The 19,344-nt window shown below is 65.0% G+C and carries 18 protein-coding genes and 1 pseudogene; 10 read left to right on the plus strand and 9 right to left on the minus strand.

Features of this window, described 5'->3' with window-relative positions; genetic code table 11:
* Window positions 1-48: 48 nt before the first annotated feature.
* The 4 genes from J6500_RS22025 to J6500_RS22040 all read left to right on the plus strand — a co-directional run bounded on the left by J6500_RS22025 (window position 49) and on the right by J6500_RS22040 (window position 4,728).
* Window positions 49-1,974 (plus strand): potassium transporter Kup, encoded by a 1,926-nt coding sequence (locus tag J6500_RS22025; protein WP_225714792.1) that lies wholly within the window; start codon window positions 49-51, stop codon window positions 1,972-1,974.
* A 97-nt stretch (window positions 1,975-2,071) separates the two neighbouring features.
* Window positions 2,072-2,434, plus strand: a complete 363-nt coding sequence (locus J6500_RS22030) for a rhodanese-like domain-containing protein (RefSeq protein WP_225714793.1) — start codon at window positions 2,072-2,074, stop codon at window positions 2,432-2,434.
* A gap of 8 nt (window positions 2,435-2,442) precedes the next feature.
* Complete coding sequence (locus tag J6500_RS22035) at window positions 2,443-3,612, plus strand: aminotransferase (protein ID WP_225714794.1); 1,170 nt, start codon at window positions 2,443-2,445, stop codon at window positions 3,610-3,612.
* A 6-nt stretch (window positions 3,613-3,618) separates the two neighbouring features.
* Window positions 3,619-4,728 (plus strand): polyamine ABC transporter substrate-binding protein, encoded by a 1,110-nt coding sequence (locus J6500_RS22040; RefSeq protein ID WP_225714795.1) that lies wholly within the window; start codon window positions 3,619-3,621, stop codon window positions 4,726-4,728.
* Window positions 4,729-4,854: 126 nt separating this feature from the next.
* On the opposite strand, the gene J6500_RS22045 is transcribed toward J6500_RS22040, so the two are convergent.
* The 6 genes from J6500_RS22045 to J6500_RS22070 form a co-directional block, all read right to left on the minus strand.
* Window positions 4,855-5,790: a lipid A biosynthesis lauroyl acyltransferase gene (locus tag J6500_RS22045; RefSeq protein WP_225714796.1), complete on the minus strand. Its 936-nt coding sequence runs from the start codon at window positions 5,788-5,790 to the stop codon at window positions 4,855-4,857.
* 22 nt (window positions 5,791-5,812) lie between these two features.
* On the minus strand, window positions 5,813-7,093 hold the full coding sequence (locus J6500_RS22050; protein ID WP_225714797.1) for a beta-ketoacyl-ACP synthase: 1,281 nt from the start codon (window positions 7,091-7,093) through the stop codon (window positions 5,813-5,815).
* Between the two features lie 27 nt (window positions 7,094-7,120).
* Entirely contained in the window at window positions 7,121-8,302 is a 1,182-nt protein-coding gene (locus J6500_RS22055) for a beta-ketoacyl-ACP synthase (protein ID WP_225714798.1), read from the minus strand.
* Complete coding sequence (locus tag J6500_RS22060) at window positions 8,302-8,787, minus strand: 3-hydroxyacyl-ACP dehydratase FabZ family protein (protein ID WP_225714799.1); 486 nt, start codon at window positions 8,785-8,787, stop codon at window positions 8,302-8,304. The genes J6500_RS22055 and J6500_RS22060 overlap by 1 nt, the downstream gene beginning before the upstream one ends.
* A gap of 9 nt (window positions 8,788-8,796) precedes the next feature.
* Window positions 8,797-9,096 (minus strand): acyl carrier protein, encoded by a 300-nt coding sequence (locus tag J6500_RS22065; protein WP_195789506.1) that lies wholly within the window; start codon window positions 9,094-9,096, stop codon window positions 8,797-8,799.
* A 215-nt stretch (window positions 9,097-9,311) separates the two neighbouring features.
* On the minus strand, window positions 9,312-9,653 hold the full coding sequence (locus tag J6500_RS22070) for a hypothetical protein (protein WP_225714851.1): 342 nt from the start codon (window positions 9,651-9,653) through the stop codon (window positions 9,312-9,314).
* A 361-nt stretch (window positions 9,654-10,014) separates the two neighbouring features.
* On the opposite strand from J6500_RS22070, the gene J6500_RS22075 reads away from it, so the two are divergent.
* Window positions 10,015-10,641 carry a ParB-like protein gene (locus J6500_RS22075; RefSeq protein WP_225714800.1) on the plus strand — a complete coding sequence of 209 codons (627 nt, stop codon included), beginning with the start codon at window positions 10,015-10,017 and terminating at the stop codon, window positions 10,639-10,641.
* Window positions 10,642-10,674: 33 nt separating this feature from the next.
* Here J6500_RS22075 and J6500_RS22080 read toward each other — a convergent pair whose 3' ends face one another.
* From J6500_RS22080 to J6500_RS22090, 3 genes are all read right to left on the minus strand, one after another.
* Window positions 10,675-11,253: a peroxidase-related enzyme gene (locus tag J6500_RS22080; RefSeq protein ID WP_225714801.1), complete on the minus strand. Its 579-nt coding sequence runs from the start codon at window positions 11,251-11,253 to the stop codon at window positions 10,675-10,677.
* Window positions 11,254-11,351: 98 nt separating this feature from the next.
* A complete protein-coding gene (locus J6500_RS22085; RefSeq protein ID WP_225714802.1) occupies window positions 11,352-13,112 on the minus strand; it encodes an ATP-binding protein in 1,761 nt (586 codons plus the stop codon).
* Window positions 13,109-13,510: a hypothetical protein gene (locus tag J6500_RS22090; RefSeq protein ID WP_225714803.1), complete on the minus strand. Its 402-nt coding sequence runs from the start codon at window positions 13,508-13,510 to the stop codon at window positions 13,109-13,111. Before J6500_RS22090 ends, J6500_RS22085 begins: the two co-directional genes overlap by 4 nt.
* Before the next feature lie 109 nt (window positions 13,511-13,619).
* Between J6500_RS22090 and J6500_RS22095 the strand changes: the two are divergent.
* From J6500_RS22095 to J6500_RS22115, 5 genes and pseudogenes are all read left to right on the plus strand, one after another.
* Window positions 13,620-15,395, plus strand: a pseudogene (locus J6500_RS22095) (putative bifunctional diguanylate cyclase/phosphodiesterase); the annotation flags it as partial.
* A gap of 150 nt (window positions 15,396-15,545) precedes the next feature.
* The gene (locus J6500_RS22100) at window positions 15,546-16,508 is read left to right on the plus strand and encodes a catechol 2,3-dioxygenase (RefSeq protein WP_225714804.1); all 963 of its coding nucleotides are present in this window, start codon (window positions 15,546-15,548) and stop codon (window positions 16,506-16,508) included.
* Window positions 16,509-16,653: 145 nt separating this feature from the next.
* Window positions 16,654-17,136: a DUF1801 domain-containing protein gene (locus J6500_RS22105; protein ID WP_225714805.1), complete on the plus strand. Its 483-nt coding sequence runs from the start codon at window positions 16,654-16,656 to the stop codon at window positions 17,134-17,136.
* Window positions 17,137-17,391: 255 nt separating this feature from the next.
* Window positions 17,392-18,666 carry a sulfite dehydrogenase gene (gene soxC / locus J6500_RS22110; protein WP_225714806.1) on the plus strand — a complete coding sequence of 425 codons (1,275 nt, stop codon included), beginning with the start codon at window positions 17,392-17,394 and terminating at the stop codon, window positions 18,664-18,666.
* A complete protein-coding gene (locus J6500_RS22115; protein WP_225714807.1) occupies window positions 18,653-19,198 on the plus strand; it encodes a c-type cytochrome in 546 nt (181 codons plus the stop codon). The genes soxC and J6500_RS22115 overlap by 14 nt, the downstream gene beginning before the upstream one ends.
* The last annotated feature ends 146 nt before the right edge of the window (window positions 19,199-19,344 follow it).

The following is a 19,344-nucleotide window of genomic DNA, read 5'->3' on the forward strand; positions in this document are numbered from 1 at the left end:
GCGACCCGGCATTGTGCAGTGCGGTAGACGACAGAGGCGCAGCTTCCCATGTCATCAGAGAGCGTGATCACCGCGGCGGAAACGCCCGCGGCCAACGGCCATGGCGAAGCGCATTCCACCGCCACCTTCAAGGCCCTGATGCTCGGCAGCATCGGTGTCGTCTATGGCGATATCGGCACCAGCCCGCTCTATGCGCTGCGCGAAGCGATCGTCGCGGCCAGCGGCTCGGAAGGCGGGGTGACGACGCATGCGGTGCTGGGCGTGCTCAGCCTGATCCTGTGGGCGCTGATCGTGGTGGTCACGCTCAAATACGTCGTGATCCTGCTGCGCGCCGACAACAACGGCGAGGGCGGCACGCTGGCCCTGATGGCACTGGCGCAGCGCGCGACCACCAAGGGGGCCGGCGCGATCGTGCTGCTCGGCATCATCAGCGGCGCGCTGTTCTACGGCGACGCCGTCATCACCCCGGCGCTCTCGGTGCTGTCGGCGATCGAAGGCATCAAGTTGGTCACCGCGACCTTCGATCCCTACGTCGTCCCGCTCACGGTGGTGATCCTGCTCATCCTGTTCTCGGTACAGTCGCGCGGCACCGCACATGTCGCGGCATTCTTCGGACCGGTGATGTGTGCGTGGTTCGCCGTGATCGCGCTCGCGGCGCTGCCGCAGATCATGCGGCATCCCGAGGTGCTGTATGCGCTCAATCCGATCCATGCGGTGTCGTTCATGCTGCATCACGGCGTGATCGGCTTCATCACGCTCGGTGCGGTGTTCCTTGCGGTGACCGGCGCGGAGGCGCTCTATGCCGATCTCGGTCACTTCGGCAAGCGCCCGATCCAGACCGCCTGGCTGTTCGTCGTGCTGCCGTCGCTGGCGCTGAACTATCTCGGGCAGGGCGCGCTGCTGATCGGCAATCCGAAGGGGATTGAGAACCCGTTCTTCCTGATGTTCCCGGATTGGGCGCTGATTCCGATGGTCGCGCTGGCCACCGTCGCGACCGTGATCGCGAGCCAGGCCGTCATCACCGGCGCCTATTCGCTGACGCGGCAGGCGATTCAGCTCGGCCTGTTGCCGCGGTTCGAGATCCGCCACACCTCGGAAGCGCATTCCGGCCAGATCTACATGCCGCGCATCAACCGCTTCCTGTTCATCGCTGTCATCGTTCTGGTGCTGATGTTCCGCTCGTCGAGCGCGCTGGCCTCGGCCTACGGCATCTCGGTGACCGGCACCATGGTGGTAACCGCGATGATGGGCTTCGTGGTGATCTGGCGGGTCTGGAAGTGGTCGCCGCTCGCGGCCGCGGCGCTGATCGCGCCGTTCCTGTTTCTCGATCTCACCTTCCTGACCGCGAACCTGCTCAAGGTGTTCGAGGGCGGATGGGTGCCGCTTGCGATGGGCGGGGCGATGATCGCCGTGATGTACACCTGGCGGCGCGGCAGTCGGCTCCTGTTCGAGAAGTCGCGCAAGCTGGAATTCCCGCTCGCCGATCTCGTCGCGATGCTGGAGAAGCGGCCGCCGCAGCGGGTCTCCGGCACCGCCGTGTTCCTGACCAGCGATCCCGTCAGCGCGCCGACCGCGCTGATGCACAGCCTCAAGCACTACAAGGTGCTGCACGAGAAGAACGTCATCCTGACCATCGAGACCGCGCCGACGCCGCGGATCGATCCGTCCGAGCGGGTGCGGATGGAGCAGCTCAGCGAGACCTTCTCCAAGGTGACGCTGAAGTTCGGCTTCGTCGAGCAGCCGAACGTGCCGAAGACGCTCGCGATCGCCCGCAAGCTCGGCTGGCAGTTCGACATCATGTCGACCTCGTTCTTCCTGTCCCGCCGCGCGCTGAAGCCGGCGGCGCATTCCGGCATGCCGCGCTGGCAGGACCATCTGTTCATCGCGCTGAGCCGTTCCTCCAACGACGCCACCGACTATTTCCAGATCCCGACGGGGCGGGTGGTCGAGGTCGGCACGCAGGTCACGATCTAGGCTCAAAGTCCTGCTGCGCGCAGGGCGGTAAGCCGTTTCGGACGCTTGATTTTCTCCGCGCGAGGGGCGAGTTTGCGCGCCGGACTGGCGGGGCGTGATGCTGGCCGATCGATATCGGGAGGATTTTTCCGTGGCGGACCACAAGGTGCAAGATTTGTTTCCGGACGAGGTGTCGAAGGGCATAGCGGAAGGCCGCTATCTCCTGGTCGACGTCCGCGAGCCCAATGAGGTCGCCGTCGAGGCCTATCCCGATGGCGTCGTGGTGCCGCTGTCGACCTTCGACCCGTCAGCGATTCCCGATCCGAAAGGAAAGCAGGTGGTGTTCGCCTGCCGCTCCGGCAAGCGCTCGGTGACGGCCTCGCTGGCCGCCCAGGCCGCGGGCCTGCCCTACGACAAGCATCTGGCCGGCGGCATCATCGGCTGGAAGCAGGCGGGATTGCCCACCAGGACCGGCGGCTGACCCCTGACATGACTTCCATGAACAAGGTCTTCGCGGACCTTCCGGTCACCATCTTCGAGGCGATGTCGCAGGCTGCACGCGACAACAACGCCATCAATCTCGGCCAGGGCTTTCCCGATGATCCTGGCCCGGAGGACATCCGCCGCGCCGCCGCGGACGCTTCGGTGAACGGCTACAACCAGTATCCGTCGATGATGGGCATTCCGGAGCTCCGTCAGGCGATCGCATCGCATTACGGCCGCTGGCACGGTCTCGATCTGGATCCGATGACCGAGGTGATGGTGACCTCCGGCGGCACCGAGGCGCTGACCTCGGCGATTCTCGCGGTGGTCGAGCCCGGCGACGAAGTGATCGTGTTCCAGCCGGTCTATGATTCCTATCTGCCGATCATCCGCCAAGCCGGCGGCATCCCGCGCCTGTTGCGGCTCGAGCCGCCGCACTGGCGGCTCAACGAGGAGATGCTGCGCAGCGCGTTCAATCACAAGACCAAGGCGGTGCTGTTCAACAACCCGCTCAACCCGGCGGCAGTCGTCTATCCGCGCGAGGACCTCGAGTTGCTGGCGCGGTTCTGCCAGGAATTCGACAGCATCGCGATCTGCGACGAGGTCTGGGAGCACGTGACCTTCGACGGCCGCGAGCACATCCCGCTGATCACCATCCCCGGCATGCGCGATCGTACCATCAAGGTCGGCAGCGCCGGCAAGATCTTCTCGCTGACAGGCTGGAAGATCGGCTTCGTCTGCGCCGCGCCGCCGCTGCTGCGCGTTGCCGCCAAGGTGCACCAGTTCCTCACCTTCACGACCGCGCCCAATTTGCAGGCCGCCGTCGCCTACGGCCTCAACAAGCCCGACGACTACTTCATCAACATGCGCATGGAGATGGCGCGCAGCCGCGACCGCCTGACCAAAGGGCTGGAGAGCATCGGCTTTCCCGTGCTGAAGTCGCAGGGCACCTACTTTCTCACGGTGGACCTGTCGCCGCTCGGCCTCAACGAGACCGATGCGGAATTCTGCTGGCGCATCGTGCAGGACTACAAGGTCGCGGCGATTCCCGTGTCGGCGTTCTACGAGCAGGATGCGGTGACATCGGTGGTGCGCTTCTGTTTCGCCAAGAAAGACTCGACCCTGGACACCGCGCTGGAGCGGCTGTCGGACGCCGTTCACCGTCGCAGGAGGTAAGCCAGAATGGGCAAGCAGAACCGCCGTCTCGTCAGCGTCATCGGTGCGGTCGCCGCGGTTCTGCTGGTCTCGGCTTCCGCGTCTGCCGAGGAGCGCACGGTCAACTTCTACAACTGGTCGAACTATGTGGCGCCGGGAGTCCTCGAGGACTTCACCAAGGAGACCGGCATCAAGGTCGTCTACGACACCTTCGATGCCAACGAGACGCTGGAGACGCGGTTGCTCGCGGGCAAGTCGGGCTACGATGTCGTGGTGCCCACCGGCTATTTCCTGCAGCGCCAGATCACCGCGAAGGTGTTCCTGAAGCTCGACAAGGCGAGGCTGCCGAACCTCGCCAATGCCTGGCCGGTGGTGATGAACCAGCTCGCCACCTACGACCCCGGCAACACCTACGGCGTCAACTACATGTGGGGCACCACCGGGATCGGCTACAACGTCAAGAAGGCCGAGCAGGTTCTCGGGCCGGATGCGAAGATCGACAGCTGGGACATGGTGTTCAAGCCGGAGAACCTCGCCAAGTTCAGGGATTGCGGCATCCACATGCTGGATTCCGCCGACGACATCCTGCCGGCGGCGCTGAGCTATCTCGGCCTCGATCCGAATTCCACCAAGCAGGCCGACCTCGAAAAGGCCGCCGATCTCGTCGCCAAGATCCGGCCCTATGTGCGCAAGTTCCACTCGTCCGAATATCTCGGCGCGCTCGCCTCGGGCGAGATCTGCTTCGTGGTCGGATGGTCGGGCGACATCATGCAGGCGCGCAGCCGGGCGGCCGAGGCCAAGACCGGCGTCGAGATCGGCTACACGATCCCGAAGGAGGGCGCGCAGATGTTCTTCGACAATCTCGCGATCCCGGCGGATGCGAAGAACGTCGCGGAGGCCTATGAGCTGATCAACTACCTCTATCGTCCGGAGGTCGCGGCGAAGAACTCGAACTTCCTGTCCTACGCCAACGGCAATCTGGCGAGCCAGAAGCTGATTGACCCGAAGATCCTCGACGACAAGAACATCTATCCCGACGAGGCGATGCAGAAGAAGCTGTTTGTGATCACGGCACGCGATCCTGCGACGCAACGCATCATCAACCGGCTGTGGACGCGGGTAAAGACAGGGAAATAGGGCGACGTTCCAGCCGCATCAACCGCATTGCGCGCGAAGCGAAGCAATCCACCGGGCCGCATATGCGGAGCAACCGATTGCTTCGTCGCTTCGCTCCTCGCAAGACGTGGAGAGTGCCGGTTCAGCTCAGCGCCACCGTCGGTGCAGCCAGAGCCATTGATCCGGATATTCTCGGACCCAGCCTTCGACGACGTCGGTGACCGCCTGCATGGTGCCCTGGATGTCGATCTCGCCAGATGCGTCGAACACCGGCTTCACCTCCTCGGAGACCTCGCCGCGGAAGCGGCCATCGGGCAGGCGGATGATCCGGGTGCCGTGGATCGGGCAATCGACCTGGCGGCGCAGCCGCGCCAGCAACGGGTTGGCCGTGGTCTTGCGGCCGAAGAAGGTGACGGGAACGCCGTTGGTCAAATACTGATCGACCAGCATCGCGACGTGCTGGCCGTTCTGCAGCGCCTGCGCGAGCTTCAGCGGCGCGTCGCGGCCGGCCGGCACCAGGGTGCCCATCTTGACCGCGCGGATGCGTTCGATGGCGCGGTCGGCGGCTTCGATGTTGGGGCGGCGGAACAGGATCGTGGCCTCGAGGCCATGCGCGACCGCGGCGAGGGCGGGCAGCTCCCAATTGCCGAGATGCGCGGCAAAGAACAGCGCCGGCTTGCCGTCGTCGCGCAACTGGTCGAACAGCTCCTTGCTGCGTCCGGAGAACTCGACGCGGCCCGGCCTGTCGGGATGCGCGGGATCGTGGTCCCAGATGTGGTCGAGATGCGCGAACTCGGCGCCGAGGCGCCCGAGATTGTGCCAGACCCCGGTGAGGATGGTCTCGATCTCCTCCGGCGACTTTTCGGGGAATGCGGCCTTGAGGTTCTCGCGCCCGATGCGATCTTCGCGGAGCCTGCGGCCGACGAAATGCGCGGCGCGCCCGAAGAACCTCGCGCTCTTGTCCGGATCGAAATAGCGCGCCGTTCGCAGCAGGCCGATCGTCAGCCCGCCGATCGCAGCGTCTGCGACGGGCTTCGTGGCGTCGCGCAGATGCGCCCTGGTGCGAAGGAGCAGGCGTTTCATCGTGCGGAGCGCAAGCGCCGGCTTAAGCGGGTTCGCGCGTCAGGATCAGCGAAGCGTTCTGCCCGCCAAAACCGAACGAGTTCGACATCACGGCGGTCACCTTGGCATCGCGCGCCTTGTTGCCGACCACGTCGAACGGGATCGCGGGATCCGGCACCTCGTAGTTGATGGTCGGTGGAATCCGCTGATGCTCGAGCGTGAGCAGCGAGAAAATCGCCTCGACCGCGCCGGCCGCCGAGATGGTGTGGCCGACCATCGACTTGTTCGACGACACCGGGATTTTCGCGGTGTGCTCGCCGAACACCGCCGACGTCGCCAGATACTCCATCTTGTCGTTTTCCGGCGTCGAGGTGCCGTGGGCGTTGATGTGGTCGATCTGGTGCGGCTCCATGCCGGCGTCCGCCAGCGTCTTGCGCACGCAGCCGATCGCCGGCTTGCCGTCGGGGGCCGAGCGGGTGCGGTGGAACGAGTCGGTCAACTCGCCGCAGCCGGCGACGACGCCGAGGATGCGCGCCCCGCGTGCGATCGCGGCATCATAGCTTTCCAGCACCAGCGCGCCGGCGCCTTCGGCCATCACGAAACCGTCGCGGTTCTTCGAGAACGGTTTTGAGGCGGCCTGGGGCGGATCGTTCTGGGTGGAGAGCGCCGACAGCAGCGAGAAGCGCACCATGGCTTCGGGATTGACCGAGCCGTCGGTCGCGACGCACAGCGCGGCATCGGTCTCGCCACGGCGGATCGCCTCGACGCCGAGCTGGATCGCGGTCGCGCCGGATGCGCAGGCTGTCGACAGCGAGATCGGCGAGCCCTTGGTGCCGAAGGTCTCGGCGAGGTTCAGCGCGACGGAGCCGAAGGTGAAGCGGCGGTGAAAGTGAGTGAACCTGCCGCCTTCGCTGCAGGTGGCGAGATAGTCGATGATGTTGAAATCGGTCTTCGGCACGGCACGCGCGACTTCGAGGCGCTGCGGCCATTCGGTTTCGATCGGAGCGACCGCCAGGAACATCGGACCGGGGAAGTCGCCCTTGCTGCCGATGCCGGCCTGGGCGAGCGCTTCCTCGGTGGCGATCTCCGCCAGGCGCTGCGACAGGCTCGTCGAGGAGAAGGGATCGACGGTGACGAAATCCACCGCGCCGGCCATCGTCGTCTTCAGGCTATCGATCGGGAAACGGGTTACGGTCTTGATGCCGGACTCGCCCGCGGTCAGTCGTTTCCAGTTATCGGCCTTGCCCGCGCCGAGCGACGTCACGATGCCCATGCCGGTCACGACAACGATCGGCCTGCCGAATTTATCGCGTGCTGCTGCCATGCTGTCCCCGTCGATACGTAGTCGGATCTACTTGGCAGCCTCGACCAGCGCCATGCCTTCGCCCTGCCAGTGTCCGACGCCCATCACGACAATCTGGGTGGGTGCGCCCGGCTTTTCAACCTCGAACCCGGCCGGATCGTTGCCGGGGTAAAGCTTGCCGCGCGAGATCGACAGCGCCGCGAGCGCCAGCCCGAGCGGAAACTGCGCCTCCATCGTGTGGCCGAAGGTCGTTCCGGGCGCGCGCACGACAAGGCCGGGACGTTGCTCCAGGAACGCGCGTTCCTCCGAGGTCGCCGGTTCGGCGCCGGTCGCGCCCGTGATCAGGATCGCATCGTCACCGACGCCGAGCTTGGGCCACATCGCCTGCAGCGATTTCGTCACCGCGCCCGGCTCCTTGCGCCGCGCAAGATCGGCAACCACCTTGGTCAGCTTGGCGAACGGCTTGGCGCCGCGCGCCTCGGCATGCTCGCGCGACTCCATCACCAGGAAGGCGCCGGCCGAGCCGATCGCAAAGCCCGGATTGTTGCGGCGCGACCAGATCGAGCTGTGTTGATTCTTGAGGGCGAAGTCGCCGAACGCGTAGAGCATCAGGAGATCGCCGCGATCGCCATTATGGGCGGCGCCGACCAAGGCGATGTCGCTCTGGCCGGCTCCGATGCGCGCGACCGCGATCCGCGCTGCGTCGATGCCCGCGGCTTCCTCGCCCATGAAGGTGCGCGAGGTCCCGCACACGCCGTGAACGATCGCGATGTTGCCGGCGAGCAGGTTCGAGAGCTGCGCCAGGAACAGCGTCGGACGCAGCTCGTTCATCAGCTTCTCGTTGAGCAGGGCAGGCGGCAGCTTGCCCTGCGCATCGGCGTTCATGATCGCCATGTCGACGGTGAGGTCACGCTCGCCGCCGCCGGCGGCGATGATCATGTCCATCCGGGACAGGATTTCCTGATTGCCTTTGACCCCGGCGGAATCCAGCGCGAGGCCCGCGGCATAAGTGCCGATGCGCTGCCAGGTTTCCATCTGGCGCTGGTCGCCCTTTTTCGGGATCTGGGCGTCGAAGCTGACCGGGCCGATCGGATGGATCACGTAGGGTGCGAGACGCTTGTCGTCGGCATTGACGCGCTTGTCGGCCAGCGCCTCCCAATGCGCATCCAGCCCCTCGCCGAGCGAGGAGAGCAGGCCGATGCCGGTGATCCAGACTTCCTTTTCAGCCATTACTCATTGCCTGCTGCGGAAAGCGCCTGCTGCGGAAAGCCGATCTTGTGGGCCATCGCATCCATGTGCACGCGCAAGTCCGGGCTGGGGAAAGGGATGTGGCGGAAGGTCAGCTCGGCATTGCATTTCAGCTCCTTGCCGACGCGGACCTTCGCGGAGGTCACCGCGAAGCCCGATCCCTCGTGCTCGATCTTCGCCTCGATCGTCAGCAGCGAGCCGGGAGGGACGAAGCCACGCATCTTGGCTTCCCTGACCATGGCCAGGAAGGGCATGCGCTCGAACTTGGTGAGGCCGAGGATGAGCCAGCCCGAACTTTGCGCCATCGCTTCGGTGAGCAGCACGCCGGGCATGATCGGATAGCCCGGAAAATGCCCCGCGAACACTGAATGGCACTCGGGCGGAACGTCCGCCTCGACCACAATCGTCCTTGCGTCGAGATTGAGGTCGACGATCCGATCGATCAGCTGAAAAGTTTCGAGCTTCATGGCGGGCGATTACGAGCCCGTGCCCGCGCCCGCGTTCTTGGCCGCGACGAGTTCGTCAATCCGGTCGGCGAGGTTCTTCAGCACGAAGTACTGCTCCGTCGTCGCCTTGCCGTCGTTGACCTCCTGGGTCCACTTCTCGAGCGGCATCTTGATTCCAAAAGCCTTGTCGATGGCGAACGCTATGTCGAGAAAGTCGAGGCTGTCGATCCCCAGATCGTCGATAGCGTGGCTCTCCGGCTTGATCGTGTCGCGCGGGATATCGCACGTCTCAGCGATAATGTTGGCGATCTGCTCGAATGTGGAAGACATCATTAAGCCTTTGATATACTGAAGGTTATTCCGGGTAGGCTCAGGAGGAGGCGGGCGCTTCGCCCCGGAATGCCCTAGTTCTGGTGCCGGAGTCGTGTGCCCGTATATCGGAGCGGGGCCGTTAGTTCAATGGAGCTTGGCCGGTCCGGCGGGGCGGTCCCGGGACAGTCGTTGGGGAAGGCTTGGGCGGTCTTTGGGGACGGGTTCCGGCCAGCCTAGCTGCGCGGCATCACCGTAATCTTCGCGCAATCCCGGCGCCCCATCAGCACGCAGTCCTGGGTCTTGCGCAGGTCGGCGATGCTCATGGCAAGCCAGATGCCGATCGCGGTCAGCGCCACGGTGAAGGCGAAGGCGGCGATGTTGGCCAGCATGCGCTGGCGGAAATCGTCCGGCTCCTCGCGCGGCTTCTCGTAGCGCGACAGGTCGTTGGCGACGGAGGCCGGCGGGACCGGTCGGGCCAGTTCCTCGCGCTTGCCGGGCGGCTGCGCCGAGGTACGCGGCCGGAATTTGAGCACCACGTGCTCGCCATCCGTGGAAATTGGCCGCTGGGTTTTCACTGCTGTCAGTCCGGTCGCCTCGACATCATGTTTAGCATGTTCGCCGCGCTTCACATCTAAAATCTTGGTGCGCGCAGAGGTGGTATTCATGTCTCTCGCGTGTCCGGCGGAACTGGTGGTCATGATATCCGAGCGCTCCACCGGTGGCGCAACATGACTTCGCGCTTGCACAGTTTGCGCTGCAAACGTGATGCGCGATGCTTCGCCTTCGATCAGCAACAGTGATGTCGACCGTCGGCAGATGTCTCGGCATCTGCGCGAACACGACTCGCGGAGGCCAGGATCGGGCTCTTTCACCGGTCCGAGACGCCATGTCATAGTGGAACTCACTGCGGAGTGCCGGTCAAAAGGAGCTGAGATCATGGCCCATACGCGCGAGCCCTACGTCAAACCGGTCCCGATCCTGTCGCTCCGGCCGACGCAGATGACCGTCGGCATGCAGGAGGTGAAGGAGAAACGGAAGCGCTGGCGCGAGCACAAGTCGGACAAGAAGCGGGCCGAACTGCTAGGCAAGCACATGATCCCGGTGGTCCACGGACCGGACGATCGCTACTACGTGGTCGACCACCATCACATGGCGCGTGCGCTGCACGAGGAAGGCGTCAAGGACATCCTGGTCACCGTGATCGGCGATCTCACGATGGTCGAGCGCGACGTGTTCTGGGGCGTCATGGACAACAAGCGCTGGGTCTACCCCTACGACGCCAAGGGCGAGCGCCGCCATTTCAGGGACATTCCGAAATCGATCAAGGATCTCAAGGACGACCCGTTCCGCAGCCTGGCCGGCGAGATGCGCCGGGCCGGCGGCTTCGCCAAGGACACGACCCCGTTCAGCGAGTTTCTCTGGGCGGACTTCCTGCGCCGCCACATCCCGCGCAAGATGGTGGAGAACAACTTCGCCAAGGCGCTGGAGAAAGGGCTTGCGGTCGGGCGCAGCAAGGAGGCGGTCTACCTGCCCGGCTGGTGCGGCCCCGCGTCGGACGACTGATCCGGAGCGGTTGTCCGGTTTGCGCGCAGCGCGCTATTTCGGCTGCCGTCCGAGCATGTAGAACTCGTCGTTCGGCCGCATGCCGGTGACATTGGCCAGCCGGTTCGAGAGTGCGAAGAAGGCCGCGACCGCGGCGATGTCCCAGACGTCGTCGTTGCTGAAGCCGTGGGCGGCGACAACAGCGAAATCGGCCTCCGAAACCTCCTCGGCGGCGCGGCTCACCTTCATCGCGAAGTCGAGCATCGCGCGCTGCCGCGGCGTGATGTCGGCCTTGCGGTAGTTCACCGCGATCTGGTCGGCGATCAGCGGGTTCTTGGCGCGGATCCGCAGAATCGCGCCGTGGGCGATCACGCAATACTGGCACTGGTTGGCGGCGCTGGTCGCCACCACGATCATCTCGCGCTCGGCTTTGGAAAGGCCGCTTTCCTTCTCCATCAGCGCGTCGTGATAGGCGAAGAAGGCGCGAAACTCGTCGGGACGATAGGCCAGCGTCAGGAACACGTTCGGCACGAAGCCGGACTTCTCCTGCACCTCCAGGATGCGGGTGCGGATATCCTCGGGCAATTTGTCGAGGGCGGGCGTCGGGAAGCGGGTTGCGGCAGTCTGCGTCATGAGCTGGTTCCGGCATGCCGCAGAAATGCGGCGTCGCACGAACCATAGTGGATGACGGATCGGGCGCAAGGCGCAGCAGCGCCCTGGCGTATTGGATGTCAGCGCAGCGGCTTCTTCAGCAGCGAGAAGCGATCCGGATCGAGCCCCAGCGAGGGCTGCAACATCGGGGCTTCCGCCGGTGCCATGGTGCGCGGCGGCGGTGGCGGGTTGAAGCCGCGGTCGTTCAGGCCGGGATCGTTGGGCACGTCGCGATGCGAGGTGGCGCCGCGCCAGCGTTCCAGCACGGCGCTGACGAAATGCAGGTCATGGCCGGCGGTGACCGAGGGCACCGTCGCGATGGTGGCCTCGCCGCGCGGCAGTTGATGCGGCGGCACTTCCTTGAAGCGCAGCCGCGTCGGCAGCGCGACGCCTTCGCCGAACGCCAGCACCTCGCGGGTGCCGAGCGAGGGGACGAACGACAGCAAATTGGCGGCGGCGTCCGAGACCGCGGAACGCAGCAGCGCCTGGTCGCGGTCGTTGGCAAGACGCATCGTGAACAGCGTGTTGCACTGGGAGATGATGGTGGCGTCGAGCTCGGCCGGACGCTGGGTGATGAGACCGAGATAAACGCCGTATTTGCGGCCTTCCTTGGCGATGCGCGACACCGCCTTGCGGGTCGGGCCGAAGCCGATGTTGCGGTCGGCCGAGGCGTAGCGGTGCGCTTCCTCGCAGACGAACAGCATCGGCGAGACGCCGTCGCTCCACAGCCCGAAATCGAATGCCATCCGGCACAACACCGACACCACCGAATCGACGACTTCGGCCGGGAAGCCGGCGAGCTGCATGATGGTCATCGGCTTGCCGTTGGCGGGCAGGCGGAACAGATGGCTGATCACCTCGGCCATGGTGTCGCCGCCGACATTGGCGTTGTCGAACATGAAGGCATAGCGCGGGTCGTTGCGCACCGCGTCGATACGCGAGATCAGCTTGTGATAGATGATGCGCGAGGAGCGGTTCTCCAGCTTGCCCATCCGCTCGTCGATCAGCGACAGCAGGTCGACCAGGCGATAGGGCACCGGCGTGTCGACGGTGTAGCCGATCTGCTTGGGATCGACGCGCTTCAACCCGAGGCCGACGCGGTCGGAGTTCTGGTACTGGGTGTAGATGCCCTTGGCGATCGGGATCACCTCGGCGAGGATGTCGAGCTCTTCCGGCACGCCCGGCCGGCCGCCGAACAGCACGTCGACGATCTCTTCGAAGTTGAACAGCCAGAACGGCAGCTTCAGGTTTCGCGGATTGAGTACCTGGGCGCGCTCGCCGAAGCAGCGGCCATATTCGTTGTGCACGTCGAGCAGGAAGATGCGCAGGTTCGGCCGCGACTTCAGGATCTCGTTGAGCAGCAGTGACACGCCGGTGGATTTGCCGACGCCGGTCGAGCCGAGCACCGCGAAATGCTTGGAGAGCATTTCCTCGATGTCGACATAGGCGATCACCGAGCGATCCTGTTGCAGCGTGCCGACATTGATCTGGTCCGAACCGCTCGGCGCATAGACCGTGCGCAGCTCCTGGTTGGTGATCAGCTCGGTGGCGTCGCCGATGGTGGGATAGTGGGTGACGCCGCGCTGGAATTTCGGGCGATCGCCGCCGAGGATTTCACCGAGCAGGTCGACGGAGGCGGTCGCGATGTATTCGTCCGACGGCAGCAGGTTCTCGCACGATACTTCGGTGATCATGGCGACGATGACCGAGCTCGCGCAGCGGATGCTGACGAACCGGCCGACGGTGGCACGCATTTCGGAAAGCGGCATCTGGCCGCCGGCCAGGAGTCCCACCCGGGCCTGCGAGCCGCGCACGGAGATCACACGTCCAAAGGAAGTCACGTCGATGCCTGGCTCGCTACTGGAAAATGTCCGGACCAATATGCCCGGTCGGGGTTGGAAAAACCGTTAAATCGGCGCAGTTCCGGATCGGCTAAATCTACACCTTTCAAGTGACGATTTGTTTCTATCATGCGGCGAACCGTTGCGTCTTCGCGTGCTTCGGTGGCCAATTCGTCGCTTTCCGGCACAGGCGCCGGTTGTTTCCGGATGTTTCCGTTAACGCCGGATTCACCATCTCCGCGGAGAGCCGTCGGCAGTCCCAAGTCCGCGGAGCTGAGCGCGATCGTGGCACCTTGTACCATGGTATCTTGTAACCGATCGCTAACTGCAAGTCGTAACGCCCTTTCCACTTGTGCCGCGTAACGATGCCGCGCCCCCGGGGAGATCAGCGTGAGCATCGAACACCGCAATGCCTCATCTGCGAGCGCCGAGATCGGCTCGACCAAAGCGCTTGCCTTCTGTGCGGGCCTGTTGGTGGGCAGCCTGCTCGGCAGCGCAACGGCAAACTTGAGCATGCGCGAAGGCCTGCTGATGGCGGCCGTGGTCGTTCTCGCCGTCATGATCCTGCTGTTGCTGAAGCGCCATCAGGTCTCGGACGAGCGGCTGGCCGTCGAACGCCGCAACCTCTCGACGGCGGTGAACAATATTCCGCAGGGGCTCGTGCTCTACGACGCGTCGGCGCGGATCATCATCTGCAATCGTACCTATATCGAGATGTTCGGGCTCTCGTCCGACGTGGCCAAGCCGGGCTGCACCATGCAGCGCCTGATCGCGCACCGTCAGGAGACCGGCTCGTTCGATGGCGACGTCGACGCGTTCTGCAACGCCATCATCAGCAGCGTCCGTCTCGGCAGGGGCACCCGTCAGCTGACGGAGGCGCCGGGCGGGCGCGCGATCGAGATCGTCAACAAGCCGCTGCAGGAAGGCGGCTGGGTCGCGACCATCGAGGACATCACCGAGCGCACGCGCACCGAGAAGAAGATCGCCCACATGGCGCATTACGATGCGCTGACCGAGCTGCCCAATCGCGTGCTGTTCCGCGACCGGCTGGAGCAGGCGCTGCAAGCGGTCCGGCCCGGCGAGCAGGTCGCCGTGATGTATATCGACATCGACGAATTCAAGAGCGTCAACGACGCGCTCGGCCACCAGATCGGCGACGAGCTGCTGAGGGTGATCGCCGATCGCCTGCGCTCCTGCGTCGGGAGCAGCGACGTCGCGGCGCGGCTCGGCGGCGACGAGTTTGCCGTGATCCAGACCGGCATCCGGAGCCAGACCGAGACCATGCAGCTGTTGGCCGCGATCTATCGGGAGATCCGTCAGCCGGTCGACTGCACCGGGCATCTGATCACGACGGATGCCAGCATCGGCATCGCAATGGCGCCCAGCGACGGCCTCGACCTCGATCAATTGCTGCGCAACGCCGACCTCGCGCTGTACGGGGCGAAGAGCGACGGCCGCCGCACCTACCGCTTCTTCGAGCCCGGCATGGATGCACGCGCCAAGGCGCGGCGCAGCCTCGAGCTGGAGCTGCGCCAGGCGATCGCCGATGGCGGCTTCGAGCTGCATTATCAGCCGCTGCTTCATCTCGAGCACGACCGGATCAGCTGCTGCGAGGCGCTGCTCAGATGGCGGCATCCCGAACGCGGCACCATCTCGCCCGCGGATTTCATCCCGGTTGCCGAAGAAACCGGCCTGATCAACGAACTCGGCCACTGGGTGCTCAACACAGCCTGCCGTGAAGCGGTGAACTGGCCGGATCACGTTCATGTCGCGGTCAACGTGTCCCCGATCCAGTTCAAGAGCCAGACTCTGGCGCTCAACGTCGCCGCGGCGCTCGCGGCTTCGGGGCTCGCGGCCTCGCGGCTCGAGCTCGAGATCACCGAGGCCGTGCTGATCCGCGACGACGATGCCGCGCTCGACATGCTGCATCAGTTGCGCGAGCTCGGGGTGAGGATCGCGCTCGACGATTTCGGCACCGGCTATTCCTCGCTGAGCTATCTGCAGCGCTTCCCGTTCGACAAGATCAAGATCGATCGAGCCTTCATCGAGGACCTCAGCGGCGCCGGGGCCTCGTCGACCATCGTCCAGGCCGTGGTGAACATCGCGGCCGCCAGCGACATGACGACCACGGCCGAGGGCGTCGAGACTGAGCAGCAGCGCAACATGCTCCACATTCTCGGCTGTACCGAGATGCAGGGCTATCTGTTCAGCCGGCCGGTGGCGGCCACCGAGATCCGCAAGCTGCTGGCGTCGGAGCGGGAGCGGGCGGCCTCGGTCGCCTGACGATCTCCGCCGTCGTTGTCCCGCAGGGCCGCGACCCAATAATTTGTTGACGAGACCTAATCATTTGTACACTAGTACAAATGTGCGCGACGCCGCTGGCCGGCCCGGGAAGCTCGCCGATGCGGCGTTGCCGCGCCAGGAGACCGCCTCATGCAGCCCGAACCGATCTTCGATCTCGCCCATCTCGGTCACATGGAGCTGTTGACGCCGAAACCGGACGAGAGCCTGGCCTTCTTCGTCGACGTCATGGGCATGACGGTCAGCGGCCGCAACGGCGAGTCGGTCTATCTGCGCGGCTGGGACGATTACGAGCGCTATTCGCTGAAGCTGACGGCGTCGAAGACATCGGGCATGGAGCACATGGCGCTGCGGGCGCGCAGTCCGCAGGCGCTCGAACGCCGTGTCGCGGCGCTCAAAGGCTCCGGCTTCGACATCGGCTGGGTCGATGGCGACATGGGGCAGGGGCCGGCCTTCCGCTGCCGCGATCCCGACGGTCACGTCATCGAGCTCTATTACGAGACCGAGTGGTACGAGGCGCCGAGCGAGCTGAAACCGGCGCTGAAGAACCAGGCGCAGCGCTTTCCGGCGCGCGGCGTCAATGTCCGGCGGCTCGACCACCTCAACTGCCTCGCGGTCAACATCAGGGCCAACCGCCTGTTCTTCGAAAACTATCTGGGCTGCCGGACCACCGAGCAGATCGTGCTGAACGACGGCACCGAAGCTGCGATGTGGATGACGATGTCGAACAAGAGCTACGATTTCGCCTATACGCGCGACCATTACGGCAAGGCCGGCCGCTTCCATCACGTCACCTACGCGCTCGACAGCCGCGAGGAGATCCTGCGCGCGGCCGACATCTTCCTCGAGCATGGCGTGCATATCGAGACCGGGCCGCACAAGCACGCAATCCAGCAGACTTTCTTCCTCTACGTCTACGAGCCCGGCGGCAACCGCGTCGAGGTCGCCAATGCCGGCGCGCGCCTGATCCTCGCGCCGGACTGGAAGCCGATCGTCTGGACCGAGGAGGAGCGCAAGAAGGGCCAGGCCTGGGGTCTGAAGACCATAGAGTCGTTCCACACCCACGGCACGCCGCCGGTGACGGGCCACAACTAGAGCGGCTGCGATTCCGCAGAGCACGACATCACGTCGATACGCCGCCGCGATCACGCGCGCTCGATGACGGCAATCACGGATATGATCCGGTTCGAGCGGCTGACACGGCGCAGCGCTGATGCGCGAACCGACGGGAATAGCCACCATGGCAGGAAAGACGTCCAAGACGCCGGCGAAGCGTACGAAGAAGACCGCAAGCAAGAGCGCTGTAAAGCGCAGCACTTCAAAGCCGAGCCTTCTCTCCGGCGGCAATCCACAGATTGCCAAGGGGTATGGCGACGCTCCCGTGCAAGCCTACATCGCTGCGATGCCGGGCTGGAAGCGCGAGGTCGGGCGCAGCCTCGATGCGCTCATCGTGCGCACCGTGCCCCACGTGCACAAGGCGGTGAAGTGGAACTCGCCATTCTACGGCCTCGAAGGCCAGGGCTGGTTTCTCAGCTTCCACGTCTTCGCGCGCTACGTCAAAGTGGCGTTCTTTCGCGGCACGTCGCTGCAACCCGTGCCGCCGGGCGAGTCCAAACATCAGTATACGCGTTATCTCGATATTCATGAGCACGACGAATTCGATGAAGCGCAGTTCGCCGCCTGGGTGAAGCAGGCCAGCCAATTGCCCGGCGAGCGCATATGAGCGGTCACAGCGGCGACGACTATCCGGCGTTGATTGCGGTGAAGGCGACTGGCCTTGCATGCGTGCTCCTATCGTCGCGGGCAGTTGATCGGGCACAGCGCACGCGATCGTTGCTCGGCCTCAATCGTCGGCAGGCTCAGCTTCTCAGCATGATCTCCGCGCAACGCGCTCCGCGTTTGCCGCGAGCGAAAACCGCTTCAGTTTTCCGGATCATGCTCTAGGCTGCGTCGACACGAATGCCAGAGGAAAACGTCGATGAGCGAACAGACGGACAGGCGCGTGCGGGAGGCGTCTCGCAGGCATTTCCTTCAGGCGGGTGCGGCGCTGGCCGGCGGCTCTGCGGTGGCGGGGCTCGGAAGTTCGCGCGCGCTTGCCGAATCCGGGAATAATCTTCCACCCAATGTGCCGGAATGGATGAAAGCACCTGGCGATCCCATGGGCAGCCAGCCCTACGGTACGCCCTCGGTGCATGAGAAGGGCGTCGTCAAGAACATCTCCAAGACGCTGCAACAGTACATCTCGGCCTCGGGCCGCACGCCGCTGCAGGATCTCGACGGCATTATCACGCCGAACGGCCTGTTCTACGAGCGCCATCATGGCGGCGTGCCGACCATCGATCCGGCCGAGCACCGGCTGATGCTGCACGGCATGGTCGACCGTCCGCTGCTGTTCACGATGGAGGATATCCGTCGTTTCCCGTCGCAGTCGCGGATCCATTTCATCGAATGCTCCGGCAATCCGGTCTATACCAAACCCTATGGCAAGACCGCCTCGGACCTTGTCGGTCTCGTCAGCTGCGCCGAATGGACCGGCGTGCCGCTGAAGACCGTGCTTGATGAAGCCGGCCTGCAGGCGGGCGCCAAATGGATCGTCGCCGAGGGCGCCGATGCCGCGGCGCTGACGCGCAGCATTCCGATCGAGAAATGCCTCGACGACGCCATGCTGGTCTACAGCCAGAACGGCGAGCGGCTGCGGCCGCAGCAAGGCTATCCGCTGCGGCTGTTGCTGCCCGGCTTCGAAGGCAACATGAACGTGAAGTGGCTGCGCCGGCTCAAGGTGGTGGCCGAGCCGGCCTATTCGCGCGAGGAGACCTCGAAATACACCGACCCGATGCCCGACGGCACCGCGCGGGAATTCACCTTCTACATGGAAGCCAAGTCGATCATCACGCGCCCCTCGGGCGGCCAGCGCTTGAGCGCGAGGGGCTTTTGCGAGATCACGGGGCTCGCCTGGAGCGGCCACGGCAAGATCAAGCGTGTCGAAGTCTCGGTCGATGACGGCAAGAGCTGGCAGGACGCCGAATTGCAGGAGCCCGTGCTGACGCGGGCATTGACGCGCTTCCGCTTGCCATGGCGCTGGGACGGCAGCCCCGCCGTGATCCAGAGCCGCGCCACCGACGAGACCGGCTATGTGCAGCCGACGCTCGCCGAACTGGTGGCGGTGCGCGGTCTCAATTCCTTCTACCACAACAACGCGATCTGGCCGTGGCGGATCGATGCGAATGGCGAGGTGAGCAATGCGCAGGCTTGATCTCGAGGCAGCGCTGCTGGCCGGCGCGATCGCGCTGCTCGGCGCCGGGGCGCAGGCCGAGGAGCGCTACGGCATCGGGCGGCCGGCGACTCCGGCGGAGATCGCCGGCTGGAATATCGACATCGGGCGCGACGGCGCCAACCTGCCGGCCGGCAGCGGCAGTGTCGTGCGCGGCCGCATCGTGTTCGCCGAGCAATGTGCGGCATGTCACGGCGACAAGGGGCAGGGCGGGGTTGGCGACCGGCTGGTCGGCGGGCAGGGCACGCTGGCGAGCCCCAAGCCGATCCGCACCGTCGGCAGCTACTGGCCCTATGCGCCGACGCTGTTCGACTATATCAGGCGGGCCATGCCGCAGAATGCGCCGCAGTCGCTCAGCGATGACGACGTCTACGCGGTGTCGGCCTATGTGCTCAGTCTCAACGGCGTCGTCCCCGACAATGCGGTGCTCGATGCCAAATCGCTCGCGGCGATCAGGATGCCGAACCGCGACGGCTTCGTCTCCGATCCGCGGCCGGACGTGCATAACCACTGACAGGCGCACAGAGAGCCGTCATTGGCGTCACCTGTTGTGCTGCGCGGGGATGCCGCCTCGCAGCATCGTGACCTGCGCGGCCCCTGTGAGCCGAACTGAACCGCCACTAAATCAAGCGCGTGCAGGGCCGGCGCTGCCGTTCCCGG

It is taken from the genome of Bradyrhizobium semiaridum, from assembly GCF_020329505.1.
Classification (GTDB): Bacteria; Pseudomonadota; Alphaproteobacteria; order Rhizobiales; family Xanthobacteraceae; genus Bradyrhizobium; species Bradyrhizobium semiaridum.

What these genes read in the sequence shown, in the direction of transcription:
- J6500_RS22065 (WP_195789506.1), bottom strand. Translation starts at nt 9,096, where the DNA reads ATGTCTTCCACATTCGAGCAGATCGCCAACATTATCGCTGAGACGTGC.
- J6500_RS22105 (WP_225714805.1), top strand. Translation starts at nt 16,654, where the DNA reads ATGGCAGGAAAGACGTCCAAGACGCCGGCGAAGCGTACGAAGAAGACC.
- J6500_RS22050 (WP_225714797.1), bottom strand. Translation starts at nt 7,093, where the DNA reads ATGGCAGCAGCACGCGATAAATTCGGCAGGCCGATCGTTGTCGTGACC.
- J6500_RS22100 (WP_225714804.1), top strand. Translation starts at nt 15,546, where the DNA reads ATGCAGCCCGAACCGATCTTCGATCTCGCCCATCTCGGTCACATGGAG.
- J6500_RS22080 (WP_225714801.1), bottom strand. Translation starts at nt 11,253, where the DNA reads ATGACGCAGACTGCCGCAACCCGCTTCCCGACGCCCGCCCTCGACAAA.
- J6500_RS22055 (WP_225714798.1), bottom strand. Translation starts at nt 8,302, where the DNA reads ATGGCTGAAAAGGAAGTCTGGATCACCGGCATCGGCCTGCTCTCCTCG.
- J6500_RS22060 (WP_225714799.1), bottom strand. Translation starts at nt 8,787, where the DNA reads ATGAAGCTCGAAACTTTTCAGCTGATCGATCGGATCGTCGACCTCAAT.
- J6500_RS22090 (WP_225714803.1), bottom strand. Translation starts at nt 13,510, where the DNA reads ATGCTCACGCTGATCTCCCCGGGGGCGCGGCATCGTTACGCGGCACAA.
- J6500_RS22030 (WP_225714793.1), top strand. Translation starts at nt 2,072, where the DNA reads ATGCTGGCCGATCGATATCGGGAGGATTTTTCCGTGGCGGACCACAAG.
- J6500_RS22025 (WP_225714792.1), top strand. Translation starts at nt 49, where the DNA reads ATGTCATCAGAGAGCGTGATCACCGCGGCGGAAACGCCCGCGGCCAAC.
- soxC (WP_225714806.1), top strand. Translation starts at nt 17,392, where the DNA reads ATGAGCGAACAGACGGACAGGCGCGTGCGGGAGGCGTCTCGCAGGCAT.
- J6500_RS22040 (WP_225714795.1), top strand. Translation starts at nt 3,619, where the DNA reads ATGGGCAAGCAGAACCGCCGTCTCGTCAGCGTCATCGGTGCGGTCGCC.
- J6500_RS22115 (WP_225714807.1), top strand. Translation starts at nt 18,653, where the DNA reads ATGCGCAGGCTTGATCTCGAGGCAGCGCTGCTGGCCGGCGCGATCGCG.
- J6500_RS22075 (WP_225714800.1), top strand. Translation starts at nt 10,015, where the DNA reads ATGGCCCATACGCGCGAGCCCTACGTCAAACCGGTCCCGATCCTGTCG.
- J6500_RS22035 (WP_225714794.1), top strand. Translation starts at nt 2,443, where the DNA reads ATGACTTCCATGAACAAGGTCTTCGCGGACCTTCCGGTCACCATCTTC.
- J6500_RS22045 (WP_225714796.1), bottom strand. Translation starts at nt 5,790, where the DNA reads ATGAAACGCCTGCTCCTTCGCACCAGGGCGCATCTGCGCGACGCCACG.